The organism is Nocardioides sp. cx-173 (assembly GCF_021117365.1).
Taxonomy (GTDB): domain Bacteria; phylum Actinomycetota; class Actinomycetes; order Propionibacteriales; family Nocardioidaceae; genus Nocardioides.
The window spans coordinates 353146-379015 of the sequence record NZ_CP088262.1 but is presented as its reverse complement, the minus strand read 5'-3'; the positions used below and the strand labels follow the sequence as shown (position 1 = coordinate 379015).

Annotated in this window: 26 protein-coding genes; 14 read left to right on the top strand and 12 right to left on the bottom strand. The window is 73.0% G+C overall.

Going from position 1 to position 25870, the window contains the following annotated elements; genetic code table 11:
- Positions 1–85 precede the first annotated feature (85 nt).
- Complete coding sequence (locus tag LQ940_RS01795) at positions 86–2458, bottom strand: sodium-translocating pyrophosphatase (RefSeq protein WP_231240883.1); 2373 nt, start codon at positions 2456–2458, stop codon at positions 86–88.
- Positions 2459–2587: 129 nt separating this feature from the next.
- On the bottom strand, positions 2588–2920 hold the full coding sequence (locus LQ940_RS01790; protein WP_231240884.1) for an anti-sigma factor antagonist: 333 nt from the start codon (positions 2918–2920) through the stop codon (positions 2588–2590).
- Between the two features lie 204 nt (positions 2921–3124).
- On the opposite strand from LQ940_RS01790, the gene LQ940_RS01785 reads away from it, so the two are divergent.
- Together LQ940_RS01785 and LQ940_RS01780 are read left to right on the top strand one after the other, a co-directional pair.
- Positions 3125–5461, top strand: a complete 2337-nt coding sequence (locus LQ940_RS01785; protein WP_231240885.1) for a DEAD/DEAH box helicase — start codon at positions 3125–3127, stop codon at positions 5459–5461.
- Between the two features lie 9 nt (positions 5462–5470).
- Positions 5471–5791: a hypothetical protein gene (locus LQ940_RS01780; RefSeq protein WP_231240886.1), complete on the top strand. Its 321-nt coding sequence runs from the start codon at positions 5471–5473 to the stop codon at positions 5789–5791.
- A gap of 27 nt (positions 5792–5818) precedes the next feature.
- On the opposite strand, the gene LQ940_RS01775 is transcribed toward LQ940_RS01780, so the two are convergent.
- Positions 5819–6754 carry an NADP-dependent oxidoreductase gene (locus tag LQ940_RS01775; RefSeq protein WP_231240887.1) on the bottom strand — a complete coding sequence of 312 codons (936 nt, stop codon included), beginning with the start codon at positions 6752–6754 and terminating at the stop codon, positions 5819–5821.
- An 81-nt stretch (positions 6755–6835) separates the two neighbouring features.
- Here LQ940_RS01775 and LQ940_RS01770 point away from each other — a divergent pair, with 81 nt between their 5' ends.
- Positions 6836–7345 (top strand): MarR family winged helix-turn-helix transcriptional regulator, encoded by a 510-nt coding sequence (locus LQ940_RS01770; protein WP_231240888.1) that lies wholly within the window; start codon positions 6836–6838, stop codon positions 7343–7345.
- Here LQ940_RS01770 and LQ940_RS01765 read toward each other — a convergent pair.
- The 7 genes from LQ940_RS01765 to ssd form a co-directional block, all read right to left on the bottom strand.
- Positions 7294–7647, bottom strand: coding sequence for an Rv3654c family TadE-like protein (locus tag LQ940_RS01765; RefSeq protein WP_231240889.1), 354 nt, complete (start codon positions 7645–7647; stop codon positions 7294–7296). The genes LQ940_RS01770 and LQ940_RS01765 overlap by 52 nt on opposite strands.
- Positions 7644–8009 carry a TadE family protein gene (locus tag LQ940_RS01760; protein WP_231240890.1) on the bottom strand — a complete coding sequence of 122 codons (366 nt, stop codon included), beginning with the start codon at positions 8007–8009 and terminating at the stop codon, positions 7644–7646. Before LQ940_RS01760 ends, LQ940_RS01765 begins: the two co-directional genes overlap by 4 nt.
- Positions 8006–8191 carry a DUF4244 domain-containing protein gene (locus tag LQ940_RS01755; protein WP_231240891.1) on the bottom strand — a complete coding sequence of 62 codons (186 nt, stop codon included), beginning with the start codon at positions 8189–8191 and terminating at the stop codon, positions 8006–8008. The genes LQ940_RS01760 and LQ940_RS01755 overlap by 4 nt, the downstream gene beginning before the upstream one ends.
- Positions 8192–8331: 140 nt before the next feature.
- On the bottom strand, positions 8332–9048 hold the full coding sequence (locus tag LQ940_RS01750; protein ID WP_231240892.1) for a type II secretion system F family protein: 717 nt from the start codon (positions 9046–9048) through the stop codon (positions 8332–8334).
- Positions 9045–9836 (bottom strand): type II secretion system F family protein, encoded by a 792-nt coding sequence (locus tag LQ940_RS01745; protein WP_231240893.1) that lies wholly within the window; start codon positions 9834–9836, stop codon positions 9045–9047. Before LQ940_RS01745 ends, LQ940_RS01750 begins: the two co-directional genes overlap by 4 nt.
- Positions 9833–10993: a TadA family conjugal transfer-associated ATPase gene (locus LQ940_RS01740; protein WP_231240894.1), complete on the bottom strand. Its 1161-nt coding sequence runs from the start codon at positions 10991–10993 to the stop codon at positions 9833–9835. Before LQ940_RS01740 ends, LQ940_RS01745 begins: the two co-directional genes overlap by 4 nt.
- On the bottom strand, positions 10990–12033 hold the full coding sequence (gene ssd / locus LQ940_RS01735) for a septum site-determining protein Ssd (RefSeq protein ID WP_231240895.1): 1044 nt from the start codon (positions 12031–12033) through the stop codon (positions 10990–10992). The genes LQ940_RS01740 and ssd overlap by 4 nt, the downstream gene beginning before the upstream one ends.
- A gap of 123 nt (positions 12034–12156) precedes the next feature.
- Here ssd and LQ940_RS01730 point away from each other — a divergent pair, with 123 nt between their 5' ends.
- Complete coding sequence (locus tag LQ940_RS01730; RefSeq protein ID WP_231240896.1) at positions 12157–12951, top strand: HAD family hydrolase; 795 nt, start codon at positions 12157–12159, stop codon at positions 12949–12951.
- A gap of 282 nt (positions 12952–13233) precedes the next feature.
- Here LQ940_RS01730 and LQ940_RS01725 read toward each other — a convergent pair whose 3' ends face one another.
- Positions 13234–13962, bottom strand: coding sequence for an oxidoreductase (locus LQ940_RS01725; RefSeq protein ID WP_231240897.1), 729 nt, complete (start codon positions 13960–13962; stop codon positions 13234–13236).
- Positions 13963–13996: 34 nt separating this feature from the next.
- On the opposite strand from LQ940_RS01725, the gene LQ940_RS01720 reads away from it, so the two are divergent.
- The 5 genes from LQ940_RS01720 to LQ940_RS01700 are packed head-to-tail and all read left to right on the top strand — an operon-like array spanning position 13997 to position 18667.
- The gene (locus LQ940_RS01720) at positions 13997–14860 is read left to right on the top strand and encodes a class I SAM-dependent methyltransferase (RefSeq protein WP_231240898.1); all 864 of its coding nucleotides are present in this window, start codon (positions 13997–13999) and stop codon (positions 14858–14860) included.
- Between the two features lie 30 nt (positions 14861–14890).
- Positions 14891–16003 (top strand): sensor histidine kinase, encoded by a 1113-nt coding sequence (locus tag LQ940_RS01715; protein ID WP_231240899.1) that lies wholly within the window; start codon positions 14891–14893, stop codon positions 16001–16003.
- A complete protein-coding gene (locus tag LQ940_RS01710; RefSeq protein ID WP_231240900.1) occupies positions 16000–16746 on the top strand; it encodes a LytR/AlgR family response regulator transcription factor in 747 nt (248 codons plus the stop codon). Before LQ940_RS01715 ends, LQ940_RS01710 begins: the two co-directional genes overlap by 4 nt.
- Positions 16747–16770: 24 nt before the next feature.
- Entirely contained in the window at positions 16771–17142 is a 372-nt protein-coding gene (locus LQ940_RS01705) for a hypothetical protein (protein WP_231240901.1), read from the top strand.
- A gap of 7 nt (positions 17143–17149) precedes the next feature.
- Positions 17150–18667, top strand: a complete 1518-nt coding sequence (locus tag LQ940_RS01700) for a sodium/solute symporter (RefSeq protein ID WP_231240902.1) — start codon at positions 17150–17152, stop codon at positions 18665–18667.
- A 108-nt stretch (positions 18668–18775) separates the two neighbouring features.
- Here the strand turns inward: LQ940_RS01700 and LQ940_RS01695 are convergent, their stop codons facing one another.
- Entirely contained in the window at positions 18776–19441 is a 666-nt protein-coding gene (locus LQ940_RS01695) for a sirohydrochlorin chelatase (protein ID WP_231240903.1), read from the bottom strand.
- Between the two features lie 370 nt (positions 19442–19811).
- Between LQ940_RS01695 and LQ940_RS01690 the strand changes: the two genes are divergently transcribed.
- From LQ940_RS01690 to LQ940_RS01670, 5 genes are all read left to right on the top strand, one after another.
- Positions 19812–20159 carry a DUF485 domain-containing protein gene (locus LQ940_RS01690; RefSeq protein WP_231240904.1) on the top strand — a complete coding sequence of 116 codons (348 nt, stop codon included), beginning with the start codon at positions 19812–19814 and terminating at the stop codon, positions 20157–20159.
- 1 nt (position 20160) lies between these two features.
- Positions 20161–21795, top strand: a complete 1635-nt coding sequence (locus LQ940_RS01685) for a solute symporter family protein (RefSeq protein ID WP_231240905.1) — start codon at positions 20161–20163, stop codon at positions 21793–21795.
- A 148-nt stretch (positions 21796–21943) separates the two neighbouring features.
- Complete coding sequence (acs, locus tag LQ940_RS01680) at positions 21944–23926, top strand: acetate--CoA ligase (RefSeq protein WP_231240906.1); 1983 nt, start codon at positions 21944–21946, stop codon at positions 23924–23926.
- Between the two features lie 76 nt (positions 23927–24002).
- Positions 24003–25316, top strand: a complete 1314-nt coding sequence (nhaA, locus tag LQ940_RS01675) for a Na+/H+ antiporter NhaA (protein ID WP_231240907.1) — start codon at positions 24003–24005, stop codon at positions 25314–25316.
- A 65-nt stretch (positions 25317–25381) separates the two neighbouring features.
- The gene (locus LQ940_RS01670) at positions 25382–25795 is read left to right on the top strand and encodes a phage holin family protein (protein ID WP_231240908.1); all 414 of its coding nucleotides are present in this window, start codon (positions 25382–25384) and stop codon (positions 25793–25795) included.
- Positions 25796–25870: the final 75 nt, after the last annotated feature.

The following is a 25870-nucleotide window of genomic DNA, read 5'->3' as shown; positions in this document are numbered from 1 at the left end:
ACCCCCCGCTGACCCGTCAGAAACTCACCACAAATGCCGCTGACCCGTCAGAAAGTTTCTGACGGGTCAGCGGGGGGACGGGCCGCTACACGGTGGGGGTGGGTCGGGTCGGGTCCGTGATGGTGGGCTGGGGCGGAAGCGGTGCCGGCGGGGTGCCGGAGCCGTCGCCGATCGTGGACTCTCGCTGCTTGGAGACATAGACGGCGCCGACGATGATCGCGGTCGCCACGAGGGCGATCAGGATCCGGGCGACGTCGTTCTCGTCCTCGCCGACGCTCAGGGAGACGACGGCGCTGACGATCAGCAGGGAGACCAGGTTCATCACCTTGATGAGCGGGTTGATGGCCGGGCCGGCGGTGTCCTTGAACGGGTCGCCCACGGTGTCGCCGATGACGGTGGCCGCGTGGGCCTCCGACCCCTTACCGCCGTGGTGGCCGTCCTCGACCAGCTTCTTGGCGTTGTCCCAGGCGCCGCCCGCGTTGGCGAGGAAGACCGCCATCAGCGTGCCCGTCCCGATGGCACCGGCGAGGAACCCGGCCAGGGCCGTCACGCCCAGGCCGAAGCCCACGGCGATCGGCGCCAGCACCGCGAGGATGCCGGGTGTCGTGAGCTCGCGCAGGGAGTCCTTGGTGACGATGTCGACGACCTTGCCGTACTCCGGCCGGCCGGTGCCCTCCATGATCCCGGGGATCTCGCGGAACTGGCGGCGCACCTCGTAGACCACCGCGCCCGCGGCGCGGGCGACGGCGTTGATCGCCAGGCCGGAGAACAGGAACACGACCGCGGAGCCGAGGAGCACCCCGACGAGCACCGAGGGGTCGAACACGAAGAAGCCGGCCAGCTCGGCGAGCGCGCCCTCGTCGGCGAGCGCGCCGGCGTCCTCGAGCGCATCGATCGCCGAGGTGGCGTAGGAGCCGAACAGCGCGGTCGCCGCGAGTACGGCGGTCGCGATCGCGATGCCCTTGGTCACGGCCTTGGTCGTGTTGCCGACCGCGTCGAGGTCGGTGAGGATCTGCGCGCCCTCCGGGCTGACGTCCCCGGACATCTCCGCGACGCCCTGGGCGTTGTCGGAGACCGGCCCGAAGGTGTCCATGGCGACGATGACGCCCACGGTGGTCAGCAGGCCGCAGCCGGCGAGCGCGACCGCGAACAGCGACACCGTCAGGGACGCACCGCCGAGCAGGAACGCGCCGAACACGGCGGCGCCGATGACCAGCGTCGTGTAGACGGCCGACTCGAAGCCGACCGAGAGACCGGAGAGGATCACCGTGGCGGCGCCGGTGAGCGAGGTCCTGCCGACGTCCTTGACTGGCTTGTACTCGGTCCCGGTGAAGTAGCCGGTGAGCGCCAGGATGCCGGCGGCCATCACGATCCCGATGACGACGGCCACGGAGGCGATCAGCGCCGGGTTGCCCTCCGGCACGCCGGAGATCAGGTCCAGGGTGTTGATGCCGACGCCTTCGAAGTCCTCGAAGCTGGTGGGCAGGTAGACGAAGGACAGGATCACGCAGGCCACGGCGGAGATGCCGGCGGACATGTAGAACGCCTTGTTGATCGTGGTCAGACCGCTCTCCCCGACCTTGGGCCGGGTGAGGTAGACGCCGGCGACCGCGGTGAGCGCGCCGATGGCGGGGATCAGGAGCGGGTAGACCAGGCCCTTGTCCCCGAACGCCTGCGAGCCGAGGATCAGCGCGGCGACCAGCGTGACGGCGTACGACTCGAAGAGGTCGGCTGCCATGCCGGCGCAGTCACCCACGTTGTCGCCGACGTTGTCGGCGATGGTGGCGGCGTTGCGCGGGTCGTCCTCGGGGATGTTCTGCTCGACCTTGCCGACCAGGTCGGCGCCGACGTCAGCGGCCTTGGTGAAGATGCCGCCGCCGACGCGCATGAACATGGCGAGCAGCGCGGCGCCGAAGCCGAAGCCCTCCAGCACGTGGGGCGCCTCGTCCTTGAAGATCACGACCACGACGCTGGCACCGAGCAGGCCGAGGCCGACGGTGAGCATGCCGACCATGGCGCCGGTGCGCAGGCCGATGGTCATGGCCGGCTCGCGACCGCCGGGCTTATTGGCCGCGGCGGCGACGCGCACGTTGGCGCGCACCGCGAGGTTCATGCCGAGGTAGCCGACCGCCGAGGAGAAGCCGGCGCCCGCGAGGAAGAAGATCGAGCGCCCGATGCGCACGCCGATATCGTCGGCGGGCAGCGCCAGCAGCGCGAAGAACGCGATGGCGGCGAAGATCGCCAGCGTCCGGAACTGCCGGGTCAGGTAGGCGTTGGCGCCTTCCTGGATGGCCTGGGCGATGTTCTTCATGTTGTCGGTGCCATCGTCGGCAGCAAGGACCTCCTGGCGGAACATGAACGCCATCGCCAGCGCGCCGAGCGCGATCAGGGCGACGACGAGCACCAGGACGAGGTTGCCGCCGGAGACGTCCACGACAGCGGGATGAATCCCGGCCATGTGCTTCCTCCTGCGAAGAGATCAGTACGAGCCGACGGTGTGGCTCAGGTCACGGAACGTGCGGAGTCTACGCACGCGCGTGTGCAGGAAGGACAGAAGGTGTGAGCCACGCCACTCGGGCGTGTCGGCTCAGGCGAGCGCGGCCTCGGCCGACTCGTGGATGACGAAGACCTTGGCGAGACCGGTGATCCGGAAGATCTTGAGCAGCCGGTCCTGGTTGCAGACCAGCTGCAGCGAGCCGTCGTGGGCACGGACCTTCTTCAGGCCGCCGACCAGGACGCCGAGACCGGTGGAGTCGAGGAACTCCACAGCCTCCATGTCGATCACGAGGTCGTAGACGCCGTCGGCCACCAGCTCGGTGATGCGGTCACGCAGCTTGGGGGCGGTGTAGACGTCGATCTCGCCGCCGACGGCCACGATGGTGCGCCCACCGACCTCGCGCGTCTCAAGGGTCAGATCCACGTTCTCTCCCACCAGGCACTGAATTCGTCGCCGTACGCGGGCAGCCTGCCCGACACCCGGCCAGGAATATCAAACCATGCCGACCGCTCGCCTGCACAAAGAAGCAACAGGTCCGTGCGTGCCTCTGTCTCAAACCGGCTCTCAGGGCCGTCGCCCGGGCGGCCGTCGCGCCACGATGTCGGCGGCCTTTGCCACACTGGACCGGTGACCTCGACCGCCTCAGCACGCGCGCACAGCGGATCCGAGCGCCTGCGAAGGCTGGCCGCGGGCCCGGGTCGCGAGGGGCGACTGACCCACCTGGAGACCGTCCCGGCGCGTCCCGCCATCGAGGCGGAGTGGCCGGGATGGGTTGCGAGCGACGTGCGCGACGCGTTCGTGGCCACGGGCGTGTCCCGCCCGTGGCGCCATCAGCTGGAGGCCGCCGACGCCGCCCACGCCGGCGAGCACGTCGTGCTCTCCACCGGCACGGCCTCCGGCAAGTCGCTGGCCTACCAGCTGCCTGCACTGAGCGCCGTACGCCGCTCGCGCGGGAGCCGCGGCCAGCGGGGGGCGACGGTGCTCTACCTCGCGCCCACCAAGGCGCTCGCCCAGGACCAGCTCGCCAGCATCACCTCGCTGGGGCTCGATGTCCGGGTGACGACCCACGACGGTGACAGCGGCCGCGACCAGCGCGACTGGGCCCGCGACCATGGCGAGTACGTCCTCACCAACCCCGACATGCTGCACCGATCGCTGTTGCCGGGCCACGCGAGGTGGTCGGCGTTCCTCGGGCAGCTGCGCTACGTCGTGGTCGACGAGTGCCATCACTACCGCGGCGTCTTCGGGGCCCACGTCAGCCAGGTGCTGCGCCGGCTGCGTCGCATCTGCGCCCACTACGGCGCCCACCCGACGTTCGTCCTGGCGTCGGCCACCGTCGCGGAGCCCGCCACCGCCGCGGGCCGGCTGACCGGGCTGCCCGTCCGCGCCGTCACCGACGACGCCTCTCCCCGGGGCGAGGTGTCGCTCGCCCTGTGGGAGCCGCCGTTCACCTCCTACGCCGGCGAGCACGGCGCCCCGGTCCGGCGGGCCGCCTCCTCGGAGTGCGCCGACCTGCTGGCCGACCTGGTCTCCGAGGAGGTCCGCACCCTCGCCTTCGTGCGATCGCGGCGCGGCGCCGAGCAGGTGGCCCTCACCGCCGCCGAGCTGCTGGCCGAGGTCGACCCCTCGCTGCCGGGGCGGGTCGCGGCCTATCGCGGCGGCTACCTGCCCGAGGAGCGGCGGGCGATCGAGCGGTCGCTGCGCGCCGGCGACCTGCTCGGCCTGGCCGCCACCAATGCGCTGGAGCTGGGCATCGACATCGCCGGGCTGGACGCGGTGCTGATGGCGGGCTTCCCGGGCACCCGCGCGGCCATGTGGCAGCAGGTGGGCCGGGCCGGCCGCGGAGCGCAGGACGCCCTCGGCATCCTCGTGGCGCGCGACGACCCTCTCGACACCTACCTCGTGCACCACCCGGAGGCGCTGTTCGGGCGCCCGGTCGAGGCCAGCGTCTTCGACCCCGACAACCCCTACGTGCTGGGCCCGCACCTGTGTGCCGCAGCCCAGGAGATCCCCCTCACCGACGCCGACCTGCCGCTCTTCGGCGACACCGCGCGCGACGTCGTGGAGGGTCTCGTGCAGGCGGGGCTGCTGCGCCGTCGGCCCCGCGGGTGGTTCTGGACCGACCGACGACGCGCTGCTGACCTGACCGACATCCGATCGGTGGGGGGCGCACCGGTGCAGCTCGTCGAGGCCGAGACCGGCCGCGTCGTCGGCACCGTCGACGGCGGGCGGGTGCACAGCACGGCCCACGAGGGCGCCGTCTACGTGCATCGCGGCGAGACCTGGCTGGTGGAGACGCTGGACCTCGAGGAGCACGTCGCGGTCATGTCCCGGGCCGACCCCGGCTACTCCACGTCGGCGCGAGAGATCACCGACATCACCATCGTCGAGGAACGGCGACACCAGGCCTGGGGGCGGGCACGGCTCTCGCTCGGCGAGGTGGACGTCTCCCACCAGGTCGTCTCCTACCTCAAGCGCCGCCAGCCCAGCGGCGAGGTGATCGGCGAGGAGCTGCTCGACCTACCGGAGCGGGCGCTGCGCACCACGGCGGTCTGGTGGACGGTCCCGGACGACCTGCTCACCGACGCCGGGCTCACGACCGCGGACCTGCCCGGCGCGGCGCACGCGGCGGAGCACTGCTCCATCGGGCTGCTCCCCCTCTTCGCGACCTGCGACCGCTGGGACATCGGCGGGGTCTCCACCGCCCTGCACGGCGACACCGGCCAGCTGACGGTCTTCGTCTACGACGGCCATCCCGGCGGCGCCGGCTTCTCCGAGCGCGGCTTCGAGGCCGCCCGTGCCTGGCTGGGGGCCACCCGCGAGGCGATCGAGTCCTGCGCGTGCGCCGAGGGCTGTCCGTCGTGCATCCAGTCACCCAAGTGCGGCAACCAGAACAGCCCCCTCGACAAGGTGGGAGCGGCCCGCCTGCTGGAGGTGCTGCTCGACGGCTCTCGCGACGAGTAGCCTCCCCCCATGTTGATCCTGGGACTCCTGCTGGTCGCGGGCGGCGCGCTGCTCATCGTCGCCGCCATCTTCACCGCCGAGGTGACCGCCGCCGGCCAGCTCGAGCTGCTCGGCACGGAGGTGAGCGCGCTGCTGCTGTTCCTCCTCGGGGTAGGGGCCGGCGTCGCGATCCTCTTCGGGATCTCGGTCACCAAGTTCGCCGCCAGGCGGCAGCTGGCCAAGCGCCGTGAGACCAACAAGCTCAACGAGCTGTCCGACAAGCTGGACCGGGCGGAGGCCGAGCGTCGCCGCGACCTCGACGAGGACGACCGGGACCGCCCGCGCATCTGAGCACCCCGGTCGTCCGGTTGTCGCGTGTCAGCCCGCGACCGCGACCACCGTTCGACCGCGCAGTCGGCCGGCCTCACCGTCGGCGTGCGCCCGGGCGAGGTCGGCGAGCGGGTACCGCGCGCCGATGTCCAGCCGAAGCACGCCCTTGTCGAGGAGCGAGGTCAGGTGGGCCAGCTGCGCCGCGTCGCTGCGCACGAACACGGCGACCGCGCGCACGTCCCGGCCAGGGTCGGGCTCCGCGAGGGTGGTCGTGGACACGAGGACACCTCCGGGGGAGATCCGCTGACGTAGCGCCGCGAGCTCCTCGGGGGCGTTGCGGACCAGGTTGAGGACCACGTCGACCTCGCCTGCCAGGGCCTCGGCAACCGAGGTGGTGGTGTAGTCGATGACCTCATGGGCCCCGGCGCTGCGCACCGCGTCGGCGCTGCGGGGGCTGGCGGTCGCGGCGACCTGTGCCCCGAGGTGAGTGGCGAGGGCGACGGCGAAGCCGCCGACCCCTCCCCCGGCGCCGTTGACGAGCACCCGTTGACCGGGCTGCACGTCGGCGTGCTCGACCAGGGCCTGCCAGGCCGTGAGACCGGCCGACGGCAGTGCCGCCGCGTCGGCCAGCCCTACCGTGCGAGGAGCAGTGGCGACCAGCTCGGCAGGGGCCACGGCGTAGTCGGCGGCCGCCCCGGGCCTGTTCATCGGGAGGAAGGCCACCACCTCCGTGCCGACGAGTGCCTGGTCGACGCCTCGGCCGACCTCCGTGACGGTGCCGCTGACGTCGATGCCCGGGACATGCGGCAGCTCGAGCGGAAACTGATCGCGCAGGTAGCCCGCCCGGATGGTGGCGTCGACGGGGTTGAACGTCGTGGCGGCGACCTGGATGAGCACCTGCCCGGGGCCCGGAGTCGGCGCAGCCAGCTCGGCGAGCTCGAGGACCTCGGGTCCTCCGTAGGTGGTGAAGCGGATGGCGTGCATGACGACCTCCTGTAGATGGTTTGAATTCGAAACACCCGCGACCGTCGTTTTATTGCGAATTCGAAGCGATACTCTGCGGGCATGCCCACCCCGCCCCCCGAGTTCGCGGCCTACTTCGCGCTGCTGGAGGTGTCCTCGCTCGTCCAGCACGGCGTCGAGCACCAGCTGCGGGAGGACGGCGATCTCAGCTTCGTGCAGTTCCAGATCCTGGCCGTCCTGGAGGAGGCGCTCGACGGGACCCAGACCATGACCGCGTTGGCCGACCGGCTGGTGCTCAGCCGCAGCGGCCTCACCTACCAGGCCCACATGCTCGAGCGCGCGGGACTGCTCACCCGCGCTCAGGCCGTCGATGACGAGCGCAGCAAGGTCCTCGCGCTGAGCGACGCCGGCCGACGCCGCCTGTCGGCCGTGCTGCCCGGCCACATGGAGGTCGTGCGAGACATCCTCCTCGATCCCCTGACGGCCGCCGACCGTGCGGAGCTCACCCGGCTTCTGGACAAGGTCCGCACCCACATGCGCGCTCGTCCGCCGCGCTCGGCTCAGCGCGCCGCCGGACCGGCTCGCGCCCGGGCGACCGGGTCGGCGGACTGACCGAGCCAGTGGGGCCCCTCGACCCGCACCTCCACGACCACGTCGCGGTCGTCGACCTCGCACGCCGCTAGCGCGCCGCCGTTGCTTGCCGCCGTGGCGGCGGCGGCGGTGCACGGGTCGCGGCCGCGCCCCAGGGTCTCGGCGCCGGCCAACGCCGCCAGATCAGCTGCTCCCTGCGCTGCGCGGTGCGCGGCGACCAGCGCGGTCACCACCCCCAGTGCGGCGCCCAGCAGGAGCAGCAGCGCGAGACAGGATACGGCGAACACGGTGGCCGCACCGCGCTCGTCGGGTCGGGCGCTCACGGCGCGGCCTCCTCCTCGTCGAGGGCCACGGCCTCGGCGCGCACCCGTGCTCCGGGCAGGAACCCGAACAGCCCACCAGGCCCCTCGACCCGGCCTGAGGCCACCGCGACGACGCTGCCGTCTCGGCGGCTGAGGCTGACCGTGCTGCCCGGCACCGCGACCCGCTCGCCGGCGGCGACCGCCTCGGCGTCGGTGTCGCCACGGGCGGCCGACCGCGCCGTCTCACGCGCGGCGTCGACGGCACGGACCTGGGCGGCACCGACCGCGAGCAGCCACACCAGCCCGACGGTGACCGCCACCAGGATCGGCAGGGTCAGGGCCGCCTCGGCGGTGACCGCGCCCCGCTCGGTGCGCCGGGTCATCCGATGCCCAGCAGCCCGAGCACGTGATCGAACAGCGTCTTGAGCAGCCGGTCGCCGAAGCCGCCTGTGAGCAGCTTGTAGAGCAGGCCCGCGAGGCCGGCCCCGGCCGCGGTGCCGACCGCGTACTCCGCGGTGGTGATGCCGTCGTCGGTGCGTTGGCGGGCGAGGGTGCGGTGGGTCATCTGGTCCTCCTGGTCGTGGCCGCGGGCTGCGGCCGGGTGAGCAGGAGCCTCGGCGAGGAGGCCGACATCTCGCCCGGGCCGCGGCCCGACCTGTGCACGACCGCTGTGTGAGAGCGGACCTGTGGACGGGCGGCGGCCGGTCACCGGGTCACCGTCGCGAGCAGCCCGGCCACGAGGGGGACGATCCCGAGCAGCAGGAACGACGGCAGCAGACACAGCCCGAGTGGCAGCGCGGCCTTGACGCCGACCGCGCGGGCGCGGTCCTCCACAGCCCCGCGGGCGTCGCGCGCCAGCTCCTCGGAGAGGCGGTCCATAGCGGCGACGACGGACGCGCCGGTGGCCTGCGAGCGCGCCAGGGCCCGGCCGAGCGGGGCCAGCCCGGGCTCGCCCGCCACCTCGGCCCAGACCACCGTCGGGTCGGCGCCGAGATCCAGATGCGTCGCCGTGCGGTGCAGCCGCTCGGTGGCGGGCCCCGGCAGGGCTCGGCAGACCAGCCGGAGCGCCTGGGCGGGGCTCGCCCCGGACCGCAGCGCGGCCGCGAGCAGGGTCACCACGTGGGGGAGGTCGCGTGCGACGCGCTCCCGCCGTCGACGTACGGCGGTCGGCTCGCTGCGGCCGAGCACCACCCAGGCCGCCGCGGCGGCCGGTGGACCGACGACCAGTCCAGCTGTGCCGCCGAGGAAGATCCCCGCGCCCGCGCCGGCCAGCAGCGCCAGGAGCGGTCGCCACCGCAGCAGACCGCCCGTCGCCGCGGCGGCGGCCGGCTCGGGAGGCGGGGCGCCGCTCAGCGGCCGGGCCCGTACGGGGACCAGCAGCACGGCCGCGAGCGCGGCCGCGAGGACCGCCACCCAGGTCATGCCGCCCGCTCCACGCCGCGCGCGATCGCCTCGATCCACCACAGCCCGGCCAGGCCGAGCGCCAGACCGCCTGCGAGGCACGCCAGGCCGGCGGGCTGCCCGAGCAGGAACCCCCACGGATCGCCGCCGGCCCCGGAGCCCATGGCCAGCGCCAGCAGGGGCAGCCCGGCCACCAGCCGCGCGGTGGCCCGGGCGGAGGCCAGCTCGCCGTCGACGATGCGCCGGGTCGACTGAGCCGCACGCAGGCCGCGCGAGACCCGGTCGACCGCGTCCGCGAGCCCGGCGCCGGCGCGGTGGGCCAGCTGCCACGCCGCCGCGATCACCCGGAGGTCCTCGGCCCCGGGCATGCGGGCCAGCTCGCGCCAGGCCGCCGGCACGTCGGAGCCGATCCGGTGCGCCTCGGCGACCGGGGCGAGCGCCGGCCACTCCGCCGCGGCCCGGACCAGGACCGCGCCCGGCGGCTGGCCCGCGCCCAGATCCGCGGAGAGGCTCTCGCAGAGCTCCAGGACTCGGCGCGAGGTGGCGCGCGCCGCCAGGCGTTCGCGCCGCGCCCGTAGCAGCGCCATGGCGGCGGCGACCACCATCGCCGCCAGGATCGCGAGGATGAGCAGGCGCCCGGAGAGCAGCGCCACCGCGATCGCTGCCAGCACCCACCACCGGACGCCCGGGTGCCGCCGCGCCGGCTCCTGCCCCGGCGCACCCGGGCCCGGGGGGACCAGCAGGACGACGGCGACGGCCGCCGCCCCAGCGGCGACCAGGGCGGCGATCGAGACGGCGACCGGGGTCATGCCGCCCGGGCGTCGAGGAGGGCAGCCAGCCTCGCGCCGGCCGGCCCGGGGCGCGCGGCGCCGTCGGCGTCCACCTCCACGGCCGTCTCCGTCGCGACCAGCCCGTCGGCGTGGCGCCTCAGGACGGCCACCTGGGCGAGGCGACGGCGGCCGTCGCGCCCGCGCACGAGGTGGAGGACCACGTCGACGGCGGACGCGAGCTGGCTGTGGGTGGCCGCCCGGCCCAGCCCGGCCGCGAGCGCGAGCGCCTCGACGCGTGAGGGGACGTCACCGGCGGAGTTGGCGTGGATCGTCCCGCAGCCGCCCTCATGGCCGGTGTTCATCGCGGCGAGCAGGTCGACCACCTCCGCGCCGCGAACCTCCCCGACCACCAGGCGGTCCGGCCGCATCCGCAAGGCCTGGCGCACGAGCGTCCTGAGGTCGATCCGCCCCGCGCCCTCCACGTTGGCCGGGCGCGCCTCCAGCCCCACGACGTGGGGGTGGTCGGGCCGCAGCTCGGAGGAGTCCTCCACGAGGACCAGCCGCTCCGACGGCGCGACCGTCGACAGCATGGCCGCCAGCAGGGTGGTCTTGCCGGTGCCCGTGCCGCCGCTCACGAGGAAGGCCAGCCGCGCCGCCACCACCGCCCGCACCAGCCCCGCCGACCGGTCGGTGAGGAGCCCCGACGCCATCAGGTCCTCGACGCTGAACACCTGTCGGCGCGGCACCCGCAGCGAGATCACGGTGCCCGGGCGCGCCACCGGCGCCAGCACGGCGTGGAAGCGGGTGCCGTCGCCCAGGCGCAGGTCCACGAAGGGCGTGGCGTCGTCCAGGCGTCGCCCGCCGGCGCCGGCGAGGCGCTGCGCCAGGCGGCGTACGGACTCCTCGTCCGGGAACCGCACGTCGGTCGTCTCCAGGCCGCGGCCGCGGTCGAGGAGGACCCGTCCGGCCCCGTTGACGAGGACGTCGGTCACGCCCGGGAGGCGCAGCAGCGGCTCGAGCGGGCCGGCGCCGACCACGTCGCGGCGCAGGGTCTCGTAGACGGCCAGCACGGTGGCGTCGCCGACCGGGCGCCCCGCGGCGCGCAGCGCGTCGGCCACCCGGTGCGGGGAGAGCTCGCCGGGATCGCGGGCGAGCCGGTCGCGGACGAGGTCGAGCGCGGCCGGGTCCACGCTCATGCGGCCCGGCCCATCACCGAGACCTGCGCGAGCACGTCGGTGGCGGCCCGGCCGAGCCGCCCGCGCGGCGAGCGCACCGGTCCCAGCCCGAGGTCGATCGCCTCGGCCAGCCCGCGCTGGTCGGACATCTCGGCGAGCACGGGGACCCCGGTCGCCCGAGCCACGGCACGGGGGTCGAGCCCCGGCCCACGCACGACCAGGCGCAGCTGCGGGCCGGTGCCGAGCCGGGGGACCAGGCGGACGGTCGAGGCGACCCCCGCGACGGTCGGCTGCACCACCACGACCACCAGGTCGCAGCGCGCCACCACCTCCTCCACCAGCGGCGAGGTGGACCTCGGCAGGTCGACGACGACCACGTCGTGGCCGCGCCGCGCGGCCGACAGCGCCTCCCGCACCGCGAACGCCTGCAGGGACCCGGCCGCGCCGGAGTACCACGACACCACGCCCAGCCGTCCCCGCCGGGGCAGCGCCTCGCGCAGGGCTCGACCGCTGAGTCGCCCGGTGGTCTGGCACAGCGCGTCCCAGCGGAAGCCGTCATGCGACTCCAGCCCGAGCACCCGGTCGACCCCGGGGCCGAGCGGATCGCAGTCGACCACCACCGCATGGCCGGTGCGGGCGGCCACCTGTCCCAGGGCGCACGCGAACGTGGTGGCACCGGCTCCGCCGGAGCCACCGACGACACCCACGACCAGGCTGCGCGCCGGTGCGTCGTCCCCGAGGTCGGTGAGGGTCTCGGTGAGCCAGGTGTCGGAGCGCGGGAGCTCGGTGACGCTCTCGGCACCGAGCGCCAGCGCCGTGCGGAAGAGCTCGTGCGGCACCGGCCCCCAGGACACCACGTGCACTCCGGCGCGGCGGTGGGGACCGAGCCGCGCCGTCTCCTCGGCCGCGTCCGCGCCCACCAGGACCAGCGGGGCGGCCGTCCAGGAGCGCAGGGCGGTGCCGGCCTCGGCCACCTCGGGGGTCGTCCCGGCTGCCGCGGCCAGGCGCAGCAGCTCGTCGAGCAGGGTCTCGTCACTGGTCACGAACAGCGGTGGGGTCATGGCGGCAGCGTCCCCGCGACCGTCCCCTTCCCGACCCGGGCCAGCGGTGATCTGTGGACGACGCGTTCCGCCACCCGGGCCTGTGCACGAGAGGTGGCCCGTCTTGCCACCTACGATGGACGCATGGCGCACACCGCGGCCTTCTTCGACCTCGACAAGACGATCATCGCCAAGTCGAGCACCTTCGCCTTCTCCAAGCCGTTCCAGGCCGGAGGGCTGATCTCGCGACGCGCCGTGCTCCGCTCGACCTACGCACAGTTCGTCTACATGGTCGGCGGCGCCGATCACGACCAGATGGAGAAGATGCGGCAGTTCATGTCGCAGCTGTGCGCCGGATGGGACGTCGCGACGGTGCGCGAGATCGTCGCCGAGACGCTGCACCACATCGTCGACCCGCTCGTCTACGACGAGGCCGTGTCGCTGATCGAGGAGCACCGGGCGGCCGGGCGCGACATCGTCATCGTGTCGGCCTCCGGCAGCGAGCTGGTGGAGCCGATCGGCGAGATGCTCGGCGCGGACCGGGTGATCGCCTCGCAGCTCGAGATCGTCGACGGCCGCTACAGCGGCGAGATCGACTACTACGCCTACGCCGAGGAGAAGGCCGTCGCGATCCGCCGCCTCGCCGACGAGGTGGGCTACGACCTGGCCGAGTGCTACGGCTACAGCGACTCGGTGACCGACGTCCCCATGCTCGAGGCGGTCGGCTTCCCCTACGCCGTCAACCCCGACCGCGAGCTGCGCCGGGTCGCGGAGGCCAACGGGTGGCCGGTGCTGGTGTTCACCCGTCCCGTGGCGCTGCGGAGCCGGCTGCGCCTGCCTCCCGCGAAGCCGACGCTGGCGGTCCTCGCGCTCGGCGGCGCGGTCACCGCCGGTGGTCTGTGGTGGGCGACGGCACGCCGGCGCCGCCTCGGGGCCTGACCCCCGTCACCGCTGAACGAAGGGCTACGCAGGCGTCTCGCCGGGCGCGCGAATGTCAACCCTTGTACCGGTTGTACCCGGTGCGACAGGGGCGTAGAACAGAGGGAGACAACTCAAGAGCAGCACGCGAGCCAGGTACCCACGCGGCGATCTCCCTTCTTTGAGGGCGCTGTCACCGGGTTCAACCCGGAGCCGCAATTTGACGATGCACGCTTGGTAGCCGGTGCTCGCGTGTCAGCGGTGGCGTTCGAGTCCCTCGAGACTCGGGCGCCACCTGCATGCTCAGTCGGCCGCCCGCCGCAGCGGGCTCGCCTCGGCGCCGGCGGCGTAGGCCTCGGCGGCGTAGAGCACCCACGCGTGCATGCCGGCCGCGCCGCCCTCGGCGTACCCCACCAGGTTGGACTCGTACGCCGCTCGCAGCGCCAGGTGCCCGGCCTCGGGGACGACCAGCGACTTCTCGTCGACGCCGCGCGCGACCAGCACGAGTCGCTCGGCAGCGCGGGCGACGACGCCGTTGTGGGAGGCGAAGGGGGCCGCGGTGACGAGCTCGCCGTGGACCAGCGCGGCCACCAGGAGGGCCGGCGCCTCGGTCGGCCGGGTGAGCAGCGAGCCGATGTCGCGCAGCCGGGCGGCCGACTCGGCGTCGCGGGGCCGGCCGCGCTCCTCGTCGGGCAGCGAGCCCGCCGAGACCAGGGAGTGCAGCCGGGCGAACGCCTGGGCCGGTGTGCGGTCCAGCAGCGGCGACAGGCCCAGCAGCTCGGTCGACATCCGCACGACGGCGCGCGCGATCTCGTCACCGGCCCCCTCGCGCACCTCGGCGAGCGTGGAGGAGGACCCCTCGAGCACCGCGCTGGCGTGGGCGCCGCGCAGCAGCGACTCGGCGGTCGTCTCGGGCGAGGTGCGCCGCAGGCCGCGGTCGCGCAGCATCACGTCGATGCCGTCGCGCACGGCGGCGTACGCGGAGGGGACGCCTTCCAGCGACATCAGCCACGCAAGGGGATCGGGAGCCACGGGGGAAGGCTATCCACGGGTAGCCTCGACCCCGATGACCGACCACCTGCCTCCCGCCCGCTCCTTCGGGAGCGTCGCCGACGTCTACGACCGCGGCCGCCCCTCCTACCCCCGTGCCGCCGCCGCCTGGGCGGCCGGCGCGGAGCCGCTCACCGTGCTCGAGCTGGGCGCCGGGACCGGCAAGCTCACCGAGCAGCTCGTCGCCCTCGGCCACGACGTCCACGCGACCGAGCCGGACGTCGCGATGCTCGACGTGCTCAAGGCCCGGCTCCCCGACGTGCGCACCTCCCTCACCGGCGCGGAGGACATCCCCGCCTCGGACTCGGCGTACGACGTGGTCGTGGCCGGGCAGGCGTTCCACTGGTTCGACCACGAGCGCGCCCTGCCGGAGATCGCCCGGGTGCTCAAGCCCGGGGGCGCCCTCGCCCTGGTCTGGAACACCCGCGACGAGCGCATCCCCTGGGTCCGCAAGCTCGGCCGGGCCCTCGGCCCGGCGGGGCAGGAGCACGACCCGACGGCCGTCCTGGCGGCGTCCAAGCACTTCCAGCAGGCCGAGGAGGAGACGTTCAAGCACTGGCAGAACGTCGACCGGGAGTCGATCCAGGACCTCGTCCGCTCGCGCTCCTACGTGATCACGCTCGACGAGGAGGCCCGCGAGGCCAAGGTCGCCGACGTGCTCGCGCTCTACGACGACTACGGCCGCGGCATGGACGGGATGCAGCTGGCCTATCTCACCCGCTGCCTGCGCGCCACCGTGGTGCACCGACCCGAGCCTGATCCGCTCACCGTGGAGCGCTCGAGCTCCGGCGCGCACTCCCCCGACCGCGAGCCCGCCGACGGCCCGGTCCCGCCGCCCACCGACGACGACAGCGGGATGCTCCTCATCGACTTCCGCTGACAACGGCGCCGCAGGGTGCAGCATGGGCACATGTTGGCGTGGCGGCGTACCCATCTCGGCACCGAGGCCGACCGCGCGACCTTCCGGACGCTGCACCGGGCGTCGCTGGCGGCCCCGGCGCTGCGCGAGGGGCTGACCACGGACTCGGCGGAGCGCTCGATCCGGCACCTGCGCTCGCTGCTGGGCACCCCGGCCCTGGCCCTGAGCGACACCGCGTCCGCGCTCGCGTGGGACGGGACCGGCCAGCACCACACCGAGCAGGCGGCCGACCTGGTGGCGGCGACGCTCGACCGGGGAGCGACCCGGGTCTTCGACCGCTCGGACCTGCACTGCGAGCAGCCCGGCTGCCCGGTGCGTACGGCGGTCGTCAGCCCGCTGGTCGTCGAGGAGCGCATCGTCGGCACCCTGCAGGCCTTCGCGCCCTACCCCACCGCCGGGCTCGCGCGCGCCGCCGACGAGGTCGCCCAGTGGGTCTCGGGCCAGCTGGAGCTCGCCGAGCTCGACGCGTCGCGGACCCGCGCCATGGAGGCCGAGGTGCGGGCGCTGCGCGCCCAGATCAGCCCGCACTTCATCTACAACTCGCTCGGCGCGATCGCCAGCTTCGTGCGCACCGACCCCGACCGGGCGCGCGACCTGCTGCTGGAGTTCGCCGACTTCACGCGCTACTCCTTCCGCAGCCACGGGGAGTACACGACCCTGGCCGAGGAGCTGCGCTCGGTCGAGCGCTACCTGCTGCTGGAGCAGGCCCGCTTCGGTGAGCGCCTGCGGGTCACGCTGAGCATCGCGCCCGAGGTGCTGCCGGTCGCCGTACCGTTCCTGTGCATCCAGCCCCTCGTCGAGAACGCCGTGCGCCACGGGCTCGCCAACGTCGAGGGCGGAGGGCACGTGCGGATCGTCGCGCTGGACCGCGGGCAGGAGTGCGTGATCGAGGTGGAGGACGACGGACTGGGCGAGGATCCCGACAAGGTGCGCAGGGCGCTCGCGGGCGACGCCGCCCTGGACTCGGTCGGGCTGGGCAACGTCGACAGCCGGCTGCGCAACACCTTCGGCGACGACTACGGCCTCGTCGTCGAGACCGCGCCCGGCGCCGGCACCAAGGTGATCGTGCGGGTGCCGAAGTTCGCGCCGGGGGTGCGGGCATGACGGCGCCGCGGCTGCGGGTGCTCGTCATCGACGACGAGCGGCCCGCCCTCGACGAGCTGGCCTACCTGCTCTCCCACGACGACCGCATCGGGGAGGTGCTCACCCGGGACTCCGCCGCGGAGGGGCTGCGCACGCTGCACGAGTCCGACGTCGACGTCGTCTTCCTCGACATCCAGATGCCCGGGCTGACCGGGCTCGAGCTCGCGCAGGTGCTGTCCCGCTTCCGCACCCCGCCGCCGATCGTCTTCGTCACCGCCCACGAGGCCCACGCGGTCGACGCCTTCGAGCTGCGCGCGGTCGACTACGTGCTCAAGCCGGTGCGCGCCGACCGCCTCGCCGAGGCCGTACGGCGGGTGGTCGCCGGCAGCGAGCGAACTCCCGCCCTCGGACCGGACTCCCAGATCCCGGTCGAGCGCGGCGGGGTGACCCGCTTCCTCGACCGGGCCGACGTGACCCACGTGGAGGCACAGGGCGACTACGCGCGGCTGCACACCCCCGACGGGTCGCACCTGATCCGCACCCCGCTCTCCACGCTCGAGGAGGAGTGGCGCCCGGCCGGCTTCGTGCGGATCCACCGCTCGCTGCTGGTCGCGCTGTCGCACGTGCGCGAGGTGCGCATGGACGCCGGGCGCTGCTCGGTGGTGGTCGACGGCCCGCCGGGCACCCCCGGCGCCGTCCAGCTGGGCGTGAGCCGCCGCCACACCCGCGAGCTGCGCGACCTGCTGCTGCGGCGCCAGTCGTGAGGGCCCAGTCGTGAGGGCCCAGTCGTGAGCGAGGGGCGCCCCGAGCGGGTACGGGTGAGCGGCCCGCCGCGGCGGCACCTGCCCCGGGCTCGCACCGGGGACATCGACGACGAGACCCAGCTGGGCCGGGTCTACCTCGGCTCGCTGCTGCGCGAGCAGCTGCGCCTCGCGATGCGCACGATCGCCCTGCTGGTCCTCACGGTGGGCAGCCTGCCGCTGGCGTTCCACCTGGCGCCGCGCCTGTCCGACGTACACATCGCGGGGATGCCGCTGGCCTGGCTGCTGCTCGGCGGTCTGGTCTACCCGCTGCTGGTCGTGCTCGGCTGGTCCTACGTGCGCCGGGCCGAGCGCAACGAGCGCGACTTCGCCGACCTCATGAGCGAGGCCGACGGGTGAGTCCGCCATGAGCACGGAGAGCGTGACCGGCCTGATCGCCGTGGTCGTGGTGACCCTCGCGACCGTGCTGATCGGCACGTGGGGGCTGCGGTTCTCACGGACCACGAGCGACTTCTTCGTCGCCTCGCGCTCGGTGCGGCCGGCGCTCAACGCCTCGGCCATCGGCGGCGAGTACCTCTCGGCCGCCTCCTTCCTCGGGGTCGCGGGGCTGGTGCTGACCTTCGGTGCGGACATGCTCTGGTACCCGATCGGCTGGACCGCCGGCTACCTGCTGCTCCTCGTCCTCGTCGCCGCGCCCCTGCGCCGCAGCGGCGCCTACACGCTGCCGGACTTCGCCGAGGCGCGACTGGGCTCGCGCGGTGTCCGCGCCACCTGCTCGGTGATGGTGGTGGCGATCGGGTGGCTGTACCTGCTGCCGCAGTTCCACGGCGCTGGCCTCACCCTGCGCGCCGCCGTCGGCGCCCCCACGTGGCTGGGACCGGCGACCGTGGGGCTGGTCGTCCTCGCCAACGTCACCTCCGGCGGGATGCGCAGCATCACCTTCGTCCAGGCGTTCCAGTACTGGCTCAAGCTCACCGCCCTGCTGCTGCCGGCGGCCGTGCTGCTGATCGTGTGGGCCGGCCAGGGCGCGCCCGGGAGCCGCATGGCCCCCGACGCCGGCTGGTCGGTCCCGCTCGCGGGCGGCGGCACCGACGGCCTGTACCTCACCTACTCGCTCATCGTCGCGACGTTCCTGGGCACCATGGGGCTGCCGCACGTGGTGGTGCGCTTCTACACCAACCCCGACGGCCGCGCCGCCCGCCGTACGACGCTGGTGGTGCTCGCGCTGCTGGGCGTCTTCTACCTGCTGCCGCCCGTCTACGGCGCGCTCGGCCGGGTCTACGCCACCGAGCTCGCCGCCGCCGGCCGCTCCGACGTGCTCGTGCTCGAGCTGCCGCGGCTGATGGTGCCGGGGATCGGCGGCGAGCTGCTTGCCGGCCTGGTGACGGCCGGCGCCTTCGCGGCGTTCCTCTCGACCTCGTCGGGGCTGGTGATCGCCGTGGCCGGCGTGCTCAGCCAGGACCTGACGCCACGGCTGCTGCGCGCCCGCCGGCTCTCCGGCGTCGCGGCGTTCCGCGTCGGCGCGGTCATCGCGGTGGCGGTGCCCCTGGTCGTCGCGCTCGCGCTGCCCAACGTCGGCGTCGCTCGGGCCGTCGGCCTGGCCTTCGCGGTCGCGGCCTCGACGTTCTGCCCGCTGCTCCTGCTCGGCATCTGGTGGCGCCGCCTCACTGACGTCGGCGCGGTCGCCGGCCTGTTCGCCGGTGGCGTCGGCTCGGGGTCCGGGGTGCTCTGGACCCTGCTCGACGGCTCCGCGGAGGGCTGGCCGTGGGTGCTGCTGGAGCAGCCCGCCGCCTGGAGCGTGCCCCTCGCCTTCGCGGTGATGGTGTCGGTCTCCCTCGCCACCTCCTCTCGCGTCCCCGTCCACACCCGGCGGTTCATGGTGCGTCTGCATACGCCTGAGGCGCTGGAGCTGGATCGGGGGTGAGCGGGGGCAGGGTTATCAGCATCTGCTGATAGACCTGCCGTTCTGGGCCGTTATTTCGCCCCAGAACGGCAGGGGTATCAGCAGATGCTGAAATCCCTGCTCCCGCTGCTACACCGCCCCGAGCGCACGCGCGCGCTGGACGACGAGGTCGGCGACGAGGGGGTCGGGGCCGATCACGTCGGCGACGCACACCGCCCCGGCGTCCAGCGACTCGCGACGCGCGCGGTCGGCGAAGAACCCCGGGGAGAGCAGGTACGGCGAGACGGCGTCACCGGGGCGGACCACCTCGGCCGGCCGGCGGCCGAGAGCCGACAAGGTGGCGACCTCGACCGGCGCACCCCACCGGCGCGCGAGCAGCTCCGCGGCCCGAGTCAGGTCACCGGTGGCAAGCGGGTCGGCGGAGCCGGCGGCCACCATCACGACGCGCGCCCCGGGCGCCGCGCCGGCCGCGACCAGCCGCGCGTGCTGCACCTCGGCGAGCAGGTGGTGCGGGCCGAGCGGTCGCCCGAGGAGGACCGGCCCTACGGCGCCGCGGGCCATGCGGGGCAGGTCCTGGCGGACGTGGAAGCCGGTGGACAGCAGCAGGGGCACGACCATCGTCGTCTCAGACGGCGGCGAGGACGCCACGACGTCCTCGAAGAGGGGCTCGCTCAGCTCGACGTAGGAGCACACCGCCTCGACGCCCAGCGCCCGGCCGGCCCGGGCGGTCAGCGTCCGTGCCACCTCGTTGCCGGCCGCGGACCGAGTGCCGTGGGCGACGGTCACAAGCCTCACGTGGTCACCGCCGGCCGGCAGCCGCGCTTCACCACGGCCCGGTCACCCCGATCCGGTAGCCGGTCAGGGGGAGGCCCGTCGCCGGGGCGTCATCTCGAGGGTCGATCTCTGCCTCCCACCAGCACCATGCCGTCATGGCCCACCCGACGTCGTGCCGCGGGACCCGCTGCCCGGGAACGGGCCGGCGCCGACGTCCGTGAGTACGGATCGTAGCTCCACGCAGATCACGCCGAACCGTTCGTCGCGCCGGACCGACCGCTGGGCGCAGGACGGCGCCCATTGACCGCAGCCGGCGTCGGCACCCCTCACGCCCAGCGCCGCCCGCTCCTACGGTGACGCGCATCACATCCTGCTGGAAAGGGGTCCGCTCGTGACGTCAGACGTCAACCCGCACTCGCAACCCGAACGGCACGCGCCGGTCTACGACGAGCTCGCGGCCGCCCCGGAGTTCACCGAGCTCCGGCGCCTCTACCGGGGCTTCGTGTTCCCGGCGACGCTCGCGTTCCTGTCCTGGTACCTGCTCTACATCCTGATGTCGAACTACGCCACCGGCTTCATGAACCAGCAGGTCGTGGGCAACATCAACGTCGCCCTCGTCTTCGGTCTGCTCCAGTTCGTGACGACGTTCCTGCTCGCCTGGCTCTACAGCCGCTACTCCGAGTCGAAGCTCGACCCACTGGCCCGACAGCTCAACGAGCGCTACGAGGCAGGACGCTGACATGGACGACCAGGTACTCACCACGATCCTCTTCCTCGCCGTGGTCGCGCTGACCGTCGGCATCACCTTCTGGGCCAGCCGGCAGACCTCCGGCACCAACGACTTCTACGCCGGCGGCCGCTCGTTCTCGCCGGTCCAGAACGGGTTGGCCATCGGCGGCGACTACATGTCGGCGGCCTCGTTCCTCGGCATCTCCGGCGCCATCGCGCTGAGCGGCTACGACGGGTTCCTCTACTCGATCGGCTTCCTCGTGGCCTGGCTCGTGGCCCTGCTGCTCGTGGCCGAGATGCTGCGCAACTCGGGGCGCTACACGATGGCCGACCAGCTGGCGTTCCGGATGCGCCAGCGCCCGGTGCGCATGGCGGCCGCGACCTCGACGGTCGTCGTCTCGATCTTCTACCTGCTGGCTCAGATGGTCGGCGCGGGCGCCCTGGTGGCGCTCCTGCTCGGCGTCGACGACCAGGCCGTCAAGAACATCGTGATCTTCGGCGTCGGCGCCCTGATGATCTTCTACGTCACCGTGGGCGGCATGAAGGGCACGACCTGGGTGCAGATCGTCAAGGCGGTCCTGCTGATGACGGGCTCCGCGCTCATCGTCGTGCTGGTGCTGGCGAAGTTCGACTTCAACCTCTCCGAGCTGCTCGGCACCGCCGCGTCCAACTCCGGCGCGGGCCAGGCGTTCCTGGAGCCGGGGCTGAAGTACGGCGCCACGGCGACCAGCAAGATCGACTTCATCAGCCTCGGCATCGCCCTCGTGCTCGGCACCGCGGGACTCCCGCACATCCTGATCCGCTTCTACACCGTCCCGACCTCGCGTGACGCGCGCAAGTCGGTACTGTGGGCGATCGGTCTGATCGGCACCTTCTACCTGTTCACGCTGGTCCTCGGCTTCGGCGCCGCGGCGCTGCTGGACATCCCCGGCCTGCGCGAGTCCGGCGAGCTCGACGCGTCCGGCAACCTGGCGGCACCCCTGCTGGCCGAGGCCGTAGGAGGCGGTGCCGGCTCGACCGGCGGCGCCATCCTGCTGGCGCTCATCGCGGCCGTGGCGTTCGCGACCATCCTCGCCGTCGTGGCCGGGCTGACGCTGACCTCGTCCGCCTCGGTGGCGCACGACATCTACAACAGCGTCATCAAGAAGGGCGAGGCCAGCGAGGAGGAGGAGATCAAGGTGACCCGCTACGCGGCCGCCGGCATCGGGCTCGTGGCCATCCTCCTGGCGATCCCGGCGCAGAGCCTCAACATCGCCTTCCTGGTGGCCCTCGCCTTCGCGGTCGCGGCCTCGGCGAACCTGCCCACGATCATCTACAACATGTTCTGGCGACGGTTCAACACCCGCGGGGCACTGTGGAGCATCTACGGCGGCCTCATCTCCTCGATCGGGCTGGTGATCTTCTCGCCGGTCGTGTCGGGCAAGGGGCTGGACCCGACGGGCAAGAACCTGTCGCTGCTGCCCACCAGCATCGACATCTCCTGGTTCCCGCTCGAGAACCCCGGCATCGTCTCGATCCCGCTCGGGTTCCTGTTCGGCTACCTCGGGACCATCACCTCGAAGGAGCCCACCGCCGAGGACCGCTACACCGAGCTCGAGGTCCGCGCGCTGACCGGCGCCGGCTCGGAGAAGATGATCGTGCACTGACCTTCTCCGCACGATCGGCCGGTGCCGGGTGACCTTTGGGGGGAACCATCCGGCACCGGCGCCTTCCGTGGCCCCGCGTCGCGGCGGTCGCCGAAGCGTCCTAGTGTGGCGTGTGCCACCCATCAGCGTCTGTCCCCAGGAGTGAGAAGTGAGCGAAGAGACCCTGTCGAACCTGTCGCATGAGGACCGCTCCTTCGAGCCCCCCGCGGAGCTCGCGGAGACGGCCAACGTCAGCGCGGAGGCGTACGAGCGGGCCACCGCTGACCCCGAGGCCTTCTGGGCCGAGGCCGCCGAGCGCCTCGACTGGAGCCAGAAGTGGGACCGCGTCCTCGACTGGGACAACCCGCCGTTCGCCAAGTGGTTCACCGGCGGCACCCTCAACGTCGCGCACAACTGCGTCGACCGGCACGTCGAGGCCGGCAACGGCGACCGGGTCGCCCTGCACTGGGTCGGCGAGCCGGCCGACGACACGCGCACGATCACCTACGCCGACCTGCAGGCGGAGGTGTCGAAGGCCGCCAACGCGCTGCTGGCGCTGGGCGTCGAGACCGGCGACCGGGTCGCGATCTACATGCCGATGCTGCCCGAGACCGTGGTCGCGATGCTCGCCTGCGCCCGGATCGGGGCGCCCCACACCGTCGTCTTCGGCGGCTTCTCCTCCGACGCACTCTCCTCGCGCCTGGTCGACTGCGGCGCCAAGGTCGTGATCACCGCCGACGGCGGCTACCGCCGCGGCTCGGCGTCCGCCCTCAAGCCGGCCGTCGACGAGGCGCGCAAGAAGGCCTCCGGCGAGGGCTTCGACGTCGAGCACGTGCTCGTCGTACGGCGCACCGGGCAGGAGGTCGACTGGGACGACCAGGTCGACGTGTGGTGGCACGACGCCGTGGACTCCGCCTCGTCCGAGCACGAGGCCCAGCCCTTCGACGCCGAGCACCCGCTCTACGTCATGTACACCTCCGGCACGACCGGCAAGCCCAAGGGCATCCTGCACACGACCGGCGGCTACCTCACCGGGACGTCGTACACACACCACGCGGTGTTCGACCTCAAGCCCGAGACCGACGTCTACTGGTGCACCGCCGACGTCGGCTGGGTGACCGGCCACTCCTACATGGTCTACGGGCCGCTCGCCAACGGCGCGACCCAGGTGATGTACGAGGGCACGCCCGACTCCCCGCACAAGGGCCGCTGGTGGGAGATCATCCAGCAGTACGGCGTCACGATCTTCTACACCGCGCCCACGGCCATCCGGACCTTCATGAAGCAGGGCCGCGAGATCCCCGACGGCTTCGACCTGTCGTCGCTGCGCCTGCTGGGCTCGGTGGGTGAGTCGATCAACCCCGAGGCCTACATTTGGTACCGCGAGGTCATCGGCGGCGAGCGCTGCCCGATCGTCGACACCTGGTGGCAGACCGAGACCGGCCAGATCATGATCTCCCCCCTGCCCGGCGTCACCGCGGGCAAGCCGGGCTCGGCGATGACCCCGCTGCCGGGCATCTCCGTCGACGTGGTCAACGACGCCGGGGAGTCGGTGCCCGACGGCTCCGGCGGCTATCTCGTCGTCAAGGAGCCGTGGCCGGCCATGCTGCGCACGCTGTGGGGCGACGACGAGCGCTTCAAGGAGACCTACTGGTCCCGCTTCCGCAAGCAGGGCTTCTACTTCGCCGGCGACGGCGCGAAGAAGGACGACGACGGCGACATCTGGCTGCTCGGGCGCGTCGACGACGTCATGAACGTCTCGGGCCACCGCCTGTCCACCACCGAGATCGAGTCGGCCCTGGTGTCCCACCCCAAGGTGGCCGAGGCCGCCGTGGTCGGCGCCGCCGACGAGACGACGGGCCAGGCGGTCTGCGCGTTCGTCATCCTGCGCGACTCCGCCGGCGACGGCGGCGAGGACATCGTGGAGGAGCTGCGCCGCCACGTGCAGAAGGAGATCGGCGCCATCGCCAAGCCGCGCCAGATCATGGTCGTCCCCGAGCTGCCCAAGACCCGCTCGGGCAAGATCATGCGGCGCCTGCTCAAGGATGTCGCGGAGCACCGCGAGGTCGGTGACGTCACCACCCTCGCCGACTCCACGGTCATGGACCTGATCTCGCAGAAGGAGGGCTCGGGCTCCGGCGACGAGGGCTGATCGCACCGCGTAGGCTGGTCGAGGAGCGCCGGGAAGTCTGGTCGGCAACAGTTTCGTCGACCCCAGGAGCACGCCCATGGCCCAGTCACCGCAGCGCCCGCGCCTGTTCGCGCGGGGGTCCTTCCTCGAGCACTCCCGTACGGCGCAGATCCTGCGCGCCGAGACCACGGGCGGGCTGCTGCTCATCGTGGCGGCGGCTGCGGCGATCGTGTGGGCCAACACCCCGTGGGCCGACGTCTACGAGTCGCTGCGCGACACCCGCCTGGGCCCCTCGTCGCTGCATCTCGACCTGACGGTCGGCGCCTGGGCGGCCGACGGGCTGTTGGCGATCTTCTTCTTCGTGGTCGGCCTGGAGCTCAAGCGCGAGTTCGTGGCCGGCGACCTGCGCGACCCGCGGCGCGCCGCCGTACCGATCGCCGCCGCGGTGGGCGGCATGGCGGCGCCGGCACTGATCTTCGTGCTGTGGAACCTCGGCGACGACGGCGGGCTCAGCGGGTGGGCGATCCCCACCGCGACCGACATCGCCTTCGCGGTGGCCGTGCTGGCGGTGATCAGCACGCACCTGCCCAGCGGTCTGCGAACCTTCCTGCTGACGTTGGCGGTCGTGGACGACCTGCTGGCCATCTCGATCATCGCGATCTTCTACACCAGCGACCTGAACCTGCTGTTCCTGGCGCTGGCGGTGGTGCCGATCGGCCTGTTCGCGGTGCTGGTCCAGAGGCGGGTGCGCTCGGGGTGGCTGCTGGTCCCGCTCGCCCTCCTCGCCTGGGTGCTGGTCCACGAGTCCGGCATCCACGCCACTGTCGCCGGCGTGCTGCTCGGCTTCACCGTGCCGGTGCTGCGCCGCAACCCCGACGAGGACGGCCCCGGGCTCGCCGAGCACTTCGAGCACCTGATCCGGCCGCTGTCGGCGGGGGTGGCCGTGCCCCTGTTCGCCTTCTTCGCGGCCGGGGTGAGCGTCGGCGGGCTGGACGGCCTGGCCGACTCGCTGCGCGACCCGGTCGCGCTCGGGATCGTGTGCGGCCTCGTCGTGGGCAAGACCGTGGGGATCATGGGCGCCACCTGGATGCTGTCGACGTTCACCCACGCCGACCTCGACGAGGATCTCCGCTGGGTCGACGTCCTGGGACTGGCGATGCTCGCGGGGATCGGCTTCACGGTGAGCCTGCTGATCGGCGAGCTGGCGTTCGGCCACGGCAGCGCGCGCGAGGACCACGTCAAGGTCGGGGTCCTGGTCGGCTCGCTGACGGCCGCGCTGCTGGCCTCCGTCGTGCTGCGGCTGCGCAACCGCGCCTACCGGCGCATCGCCGAGATCGAGACCCGCGACGACGACCACGACGGCGTCCCCGACGTGTTCGGCGAGCACGGCCAGGAGCCCCACCCCTCCTGACGCGGTGCGCGCGGGGCGGGGTTCGGTAGGGTCGGGCTCACACTTCGAGACCAGAGGAACGCTGCATGTCACCTGAACCGGTCAAGGCACCCGCCGACGGCGATCCCACCATCGGACGCCTCGTCGTCGACGCCAGCCGAGACATCTCATCGCTGGTGTCGAAGGAGATCCAGCTCGCCAAGTCCGAGCTCAAGGTGAGCGTCAAGGCCGGTGGCATCGGCATCGGCCTCTTCGCCGCAGCCGGCTTCCTCGCCGTCCTCGCGATCATCATGCTCTCGGTCGCGATCGCCTACCTGATCCACTGGAACGGCTCCGGCCTGGACCTGCACTGGGCGTTCCTGATCGTCTTCGCGTTCTACGTCGTCCTCGCCGGGCTGCTGGTCTTCGTCGGCGTGGGCAAGGTCAAGAAGGTCCGGGCGCCGGAGAGGGCGATCGCCCAGGGCAAGGAGATCCCCCGCGCCCTCAAGGGCCAGAAGTAGCACCGACCCGTCACCAACTGCACGACCCCACCGCTGACCCGTCAGAAACTTTCTGACGGGTCAGCGTCGTCTCGG

Bases quoted from the DNA above. Each gene is read 5' to 3' on its own strand.
- LQ940_RS01700 (WP_231240902.1), top strand. From the start codon at position 17,150: ATGAGCACGGAGAGCGTGACCGGCCTGATCGCCGTGGTCGTGGTGACC.
- LQ940_RS01760 (WP_231240890.1), bottom strand. From the start codon at position 8,009: ATGACCCGGCGCACCGAGCGGGGCGCGGTCACCGCCGAGGCGGCCCTG.
- LQ940_RS01750 (WP_231240892.1), bottom strand. From the start codon at position 9,048: ATGACCTGGGTGGCGGTCCTCGCGGCCGCGCTCGCGGCCGTGCTGCTG.
- LQ940_RS01715 (WP_231240899.1), top strand. From the start codon at position 14,891: ATGTTGGCGTGGCGGCGTACCCATCTCGGCACCGAGGCCGACCGCGCG.
- LQ940_RS01745 (WP_231240893.1), bottom strand. From the start codon at position 9,836: ATGACCCCGGTCGCCGTCTCGATCGCCGCCCTGGTCGCCGCTGGGGCG.
- LQ940_RS01795 (WP_231240883.1), bottom strand. From the start codon at position 2,458: ATGGCCGGGATTCATCCCGCTGTCGTGGACGTCTCCGGCGGCAACCTC.
- LQ940_RS01720 (WP_231240898.1), top strand. From the start codon at position 13,997: ATGACCGACCACCTGCCTCCCGCCCGCTCCTTCGGGAGCGTCGCCGAC.
- LQ940_RS01780 (WP_231240886.1), top strand. From the start codon at position 5,471: ATGTTGATCCTGGGACTCCTGCTGGTCGCGGGCGGCGCGCTGCTCATC.
- LQ940_RS01730 (WP_231240896.1), top strand. From the start codon at position 12,157: ATGGCGCACACCGCGGCCTTCTTCGACCTCGACAAGACGATCATCGCC.
- LQ940_RS01770 (WP_231240888.1), top strand. From the start codon at position 6,836: ATGCCCACCCCGCCCCCCGAGTTCGCGGCCTACTTCGCGCTGCTGGAG.
- LQ940_RS01775 (WP_231240887.1), bottom strand. From the start codon at position 6,754: ATGCACGCCATCCGCTTCACCACCTACGGAGGACCCGAGGTCCTCGAG.
- ssd (WP_231240895.1), bottom strand. From the start codon at position 12,033: ATGACCCCACCGCTGTTCGTGACCAGTGACGAGACCCTGCTCGACGAG.
- LQ940_RS01685 (WP_231240905.1), top strand. From the start codon at position 20,161: ATGGACGACCAGGTACTCACCACGATCCTCTTCCTCGCCGTGGTCGCG.
- LQ940_RS01670 (WP_231240908.1), top strand. From the start codon at position 25,382: ATGTCACCTGAACCGGTCAAGGCACCCGCCGACGGCGATCCCACCATC.
- nhaA (WP_231240907.1), top strand. From the start codon at position 24,003: ATGGCCCAGTCACCGCAGCGCCCGCGCCTGTTCGCGCGGGGGTCCTTC.
- LQ940_RS01740 (WP_231240894.1), bottom strand. From the start codon at position 10,993: ATGAGCGTGGACCCGGCCGCGCTCGACCTCGTCCGCGACCGGCTCGCC.
- LQ940_RS01755 (WP_231240891.1), bottom strand. From the start codon at position 8,191: ATGACCCACCGCACCCTCGCCCGCCAACGCACCGACGACGGCATCACC.
- LQ940_RS01710 (WP_231240900.1), top strand. From the start codon at position 16,000: ATGACGGCGCCGCGGCTGCGGGTGCTCGTCATCGACGACGAGCGGCCC.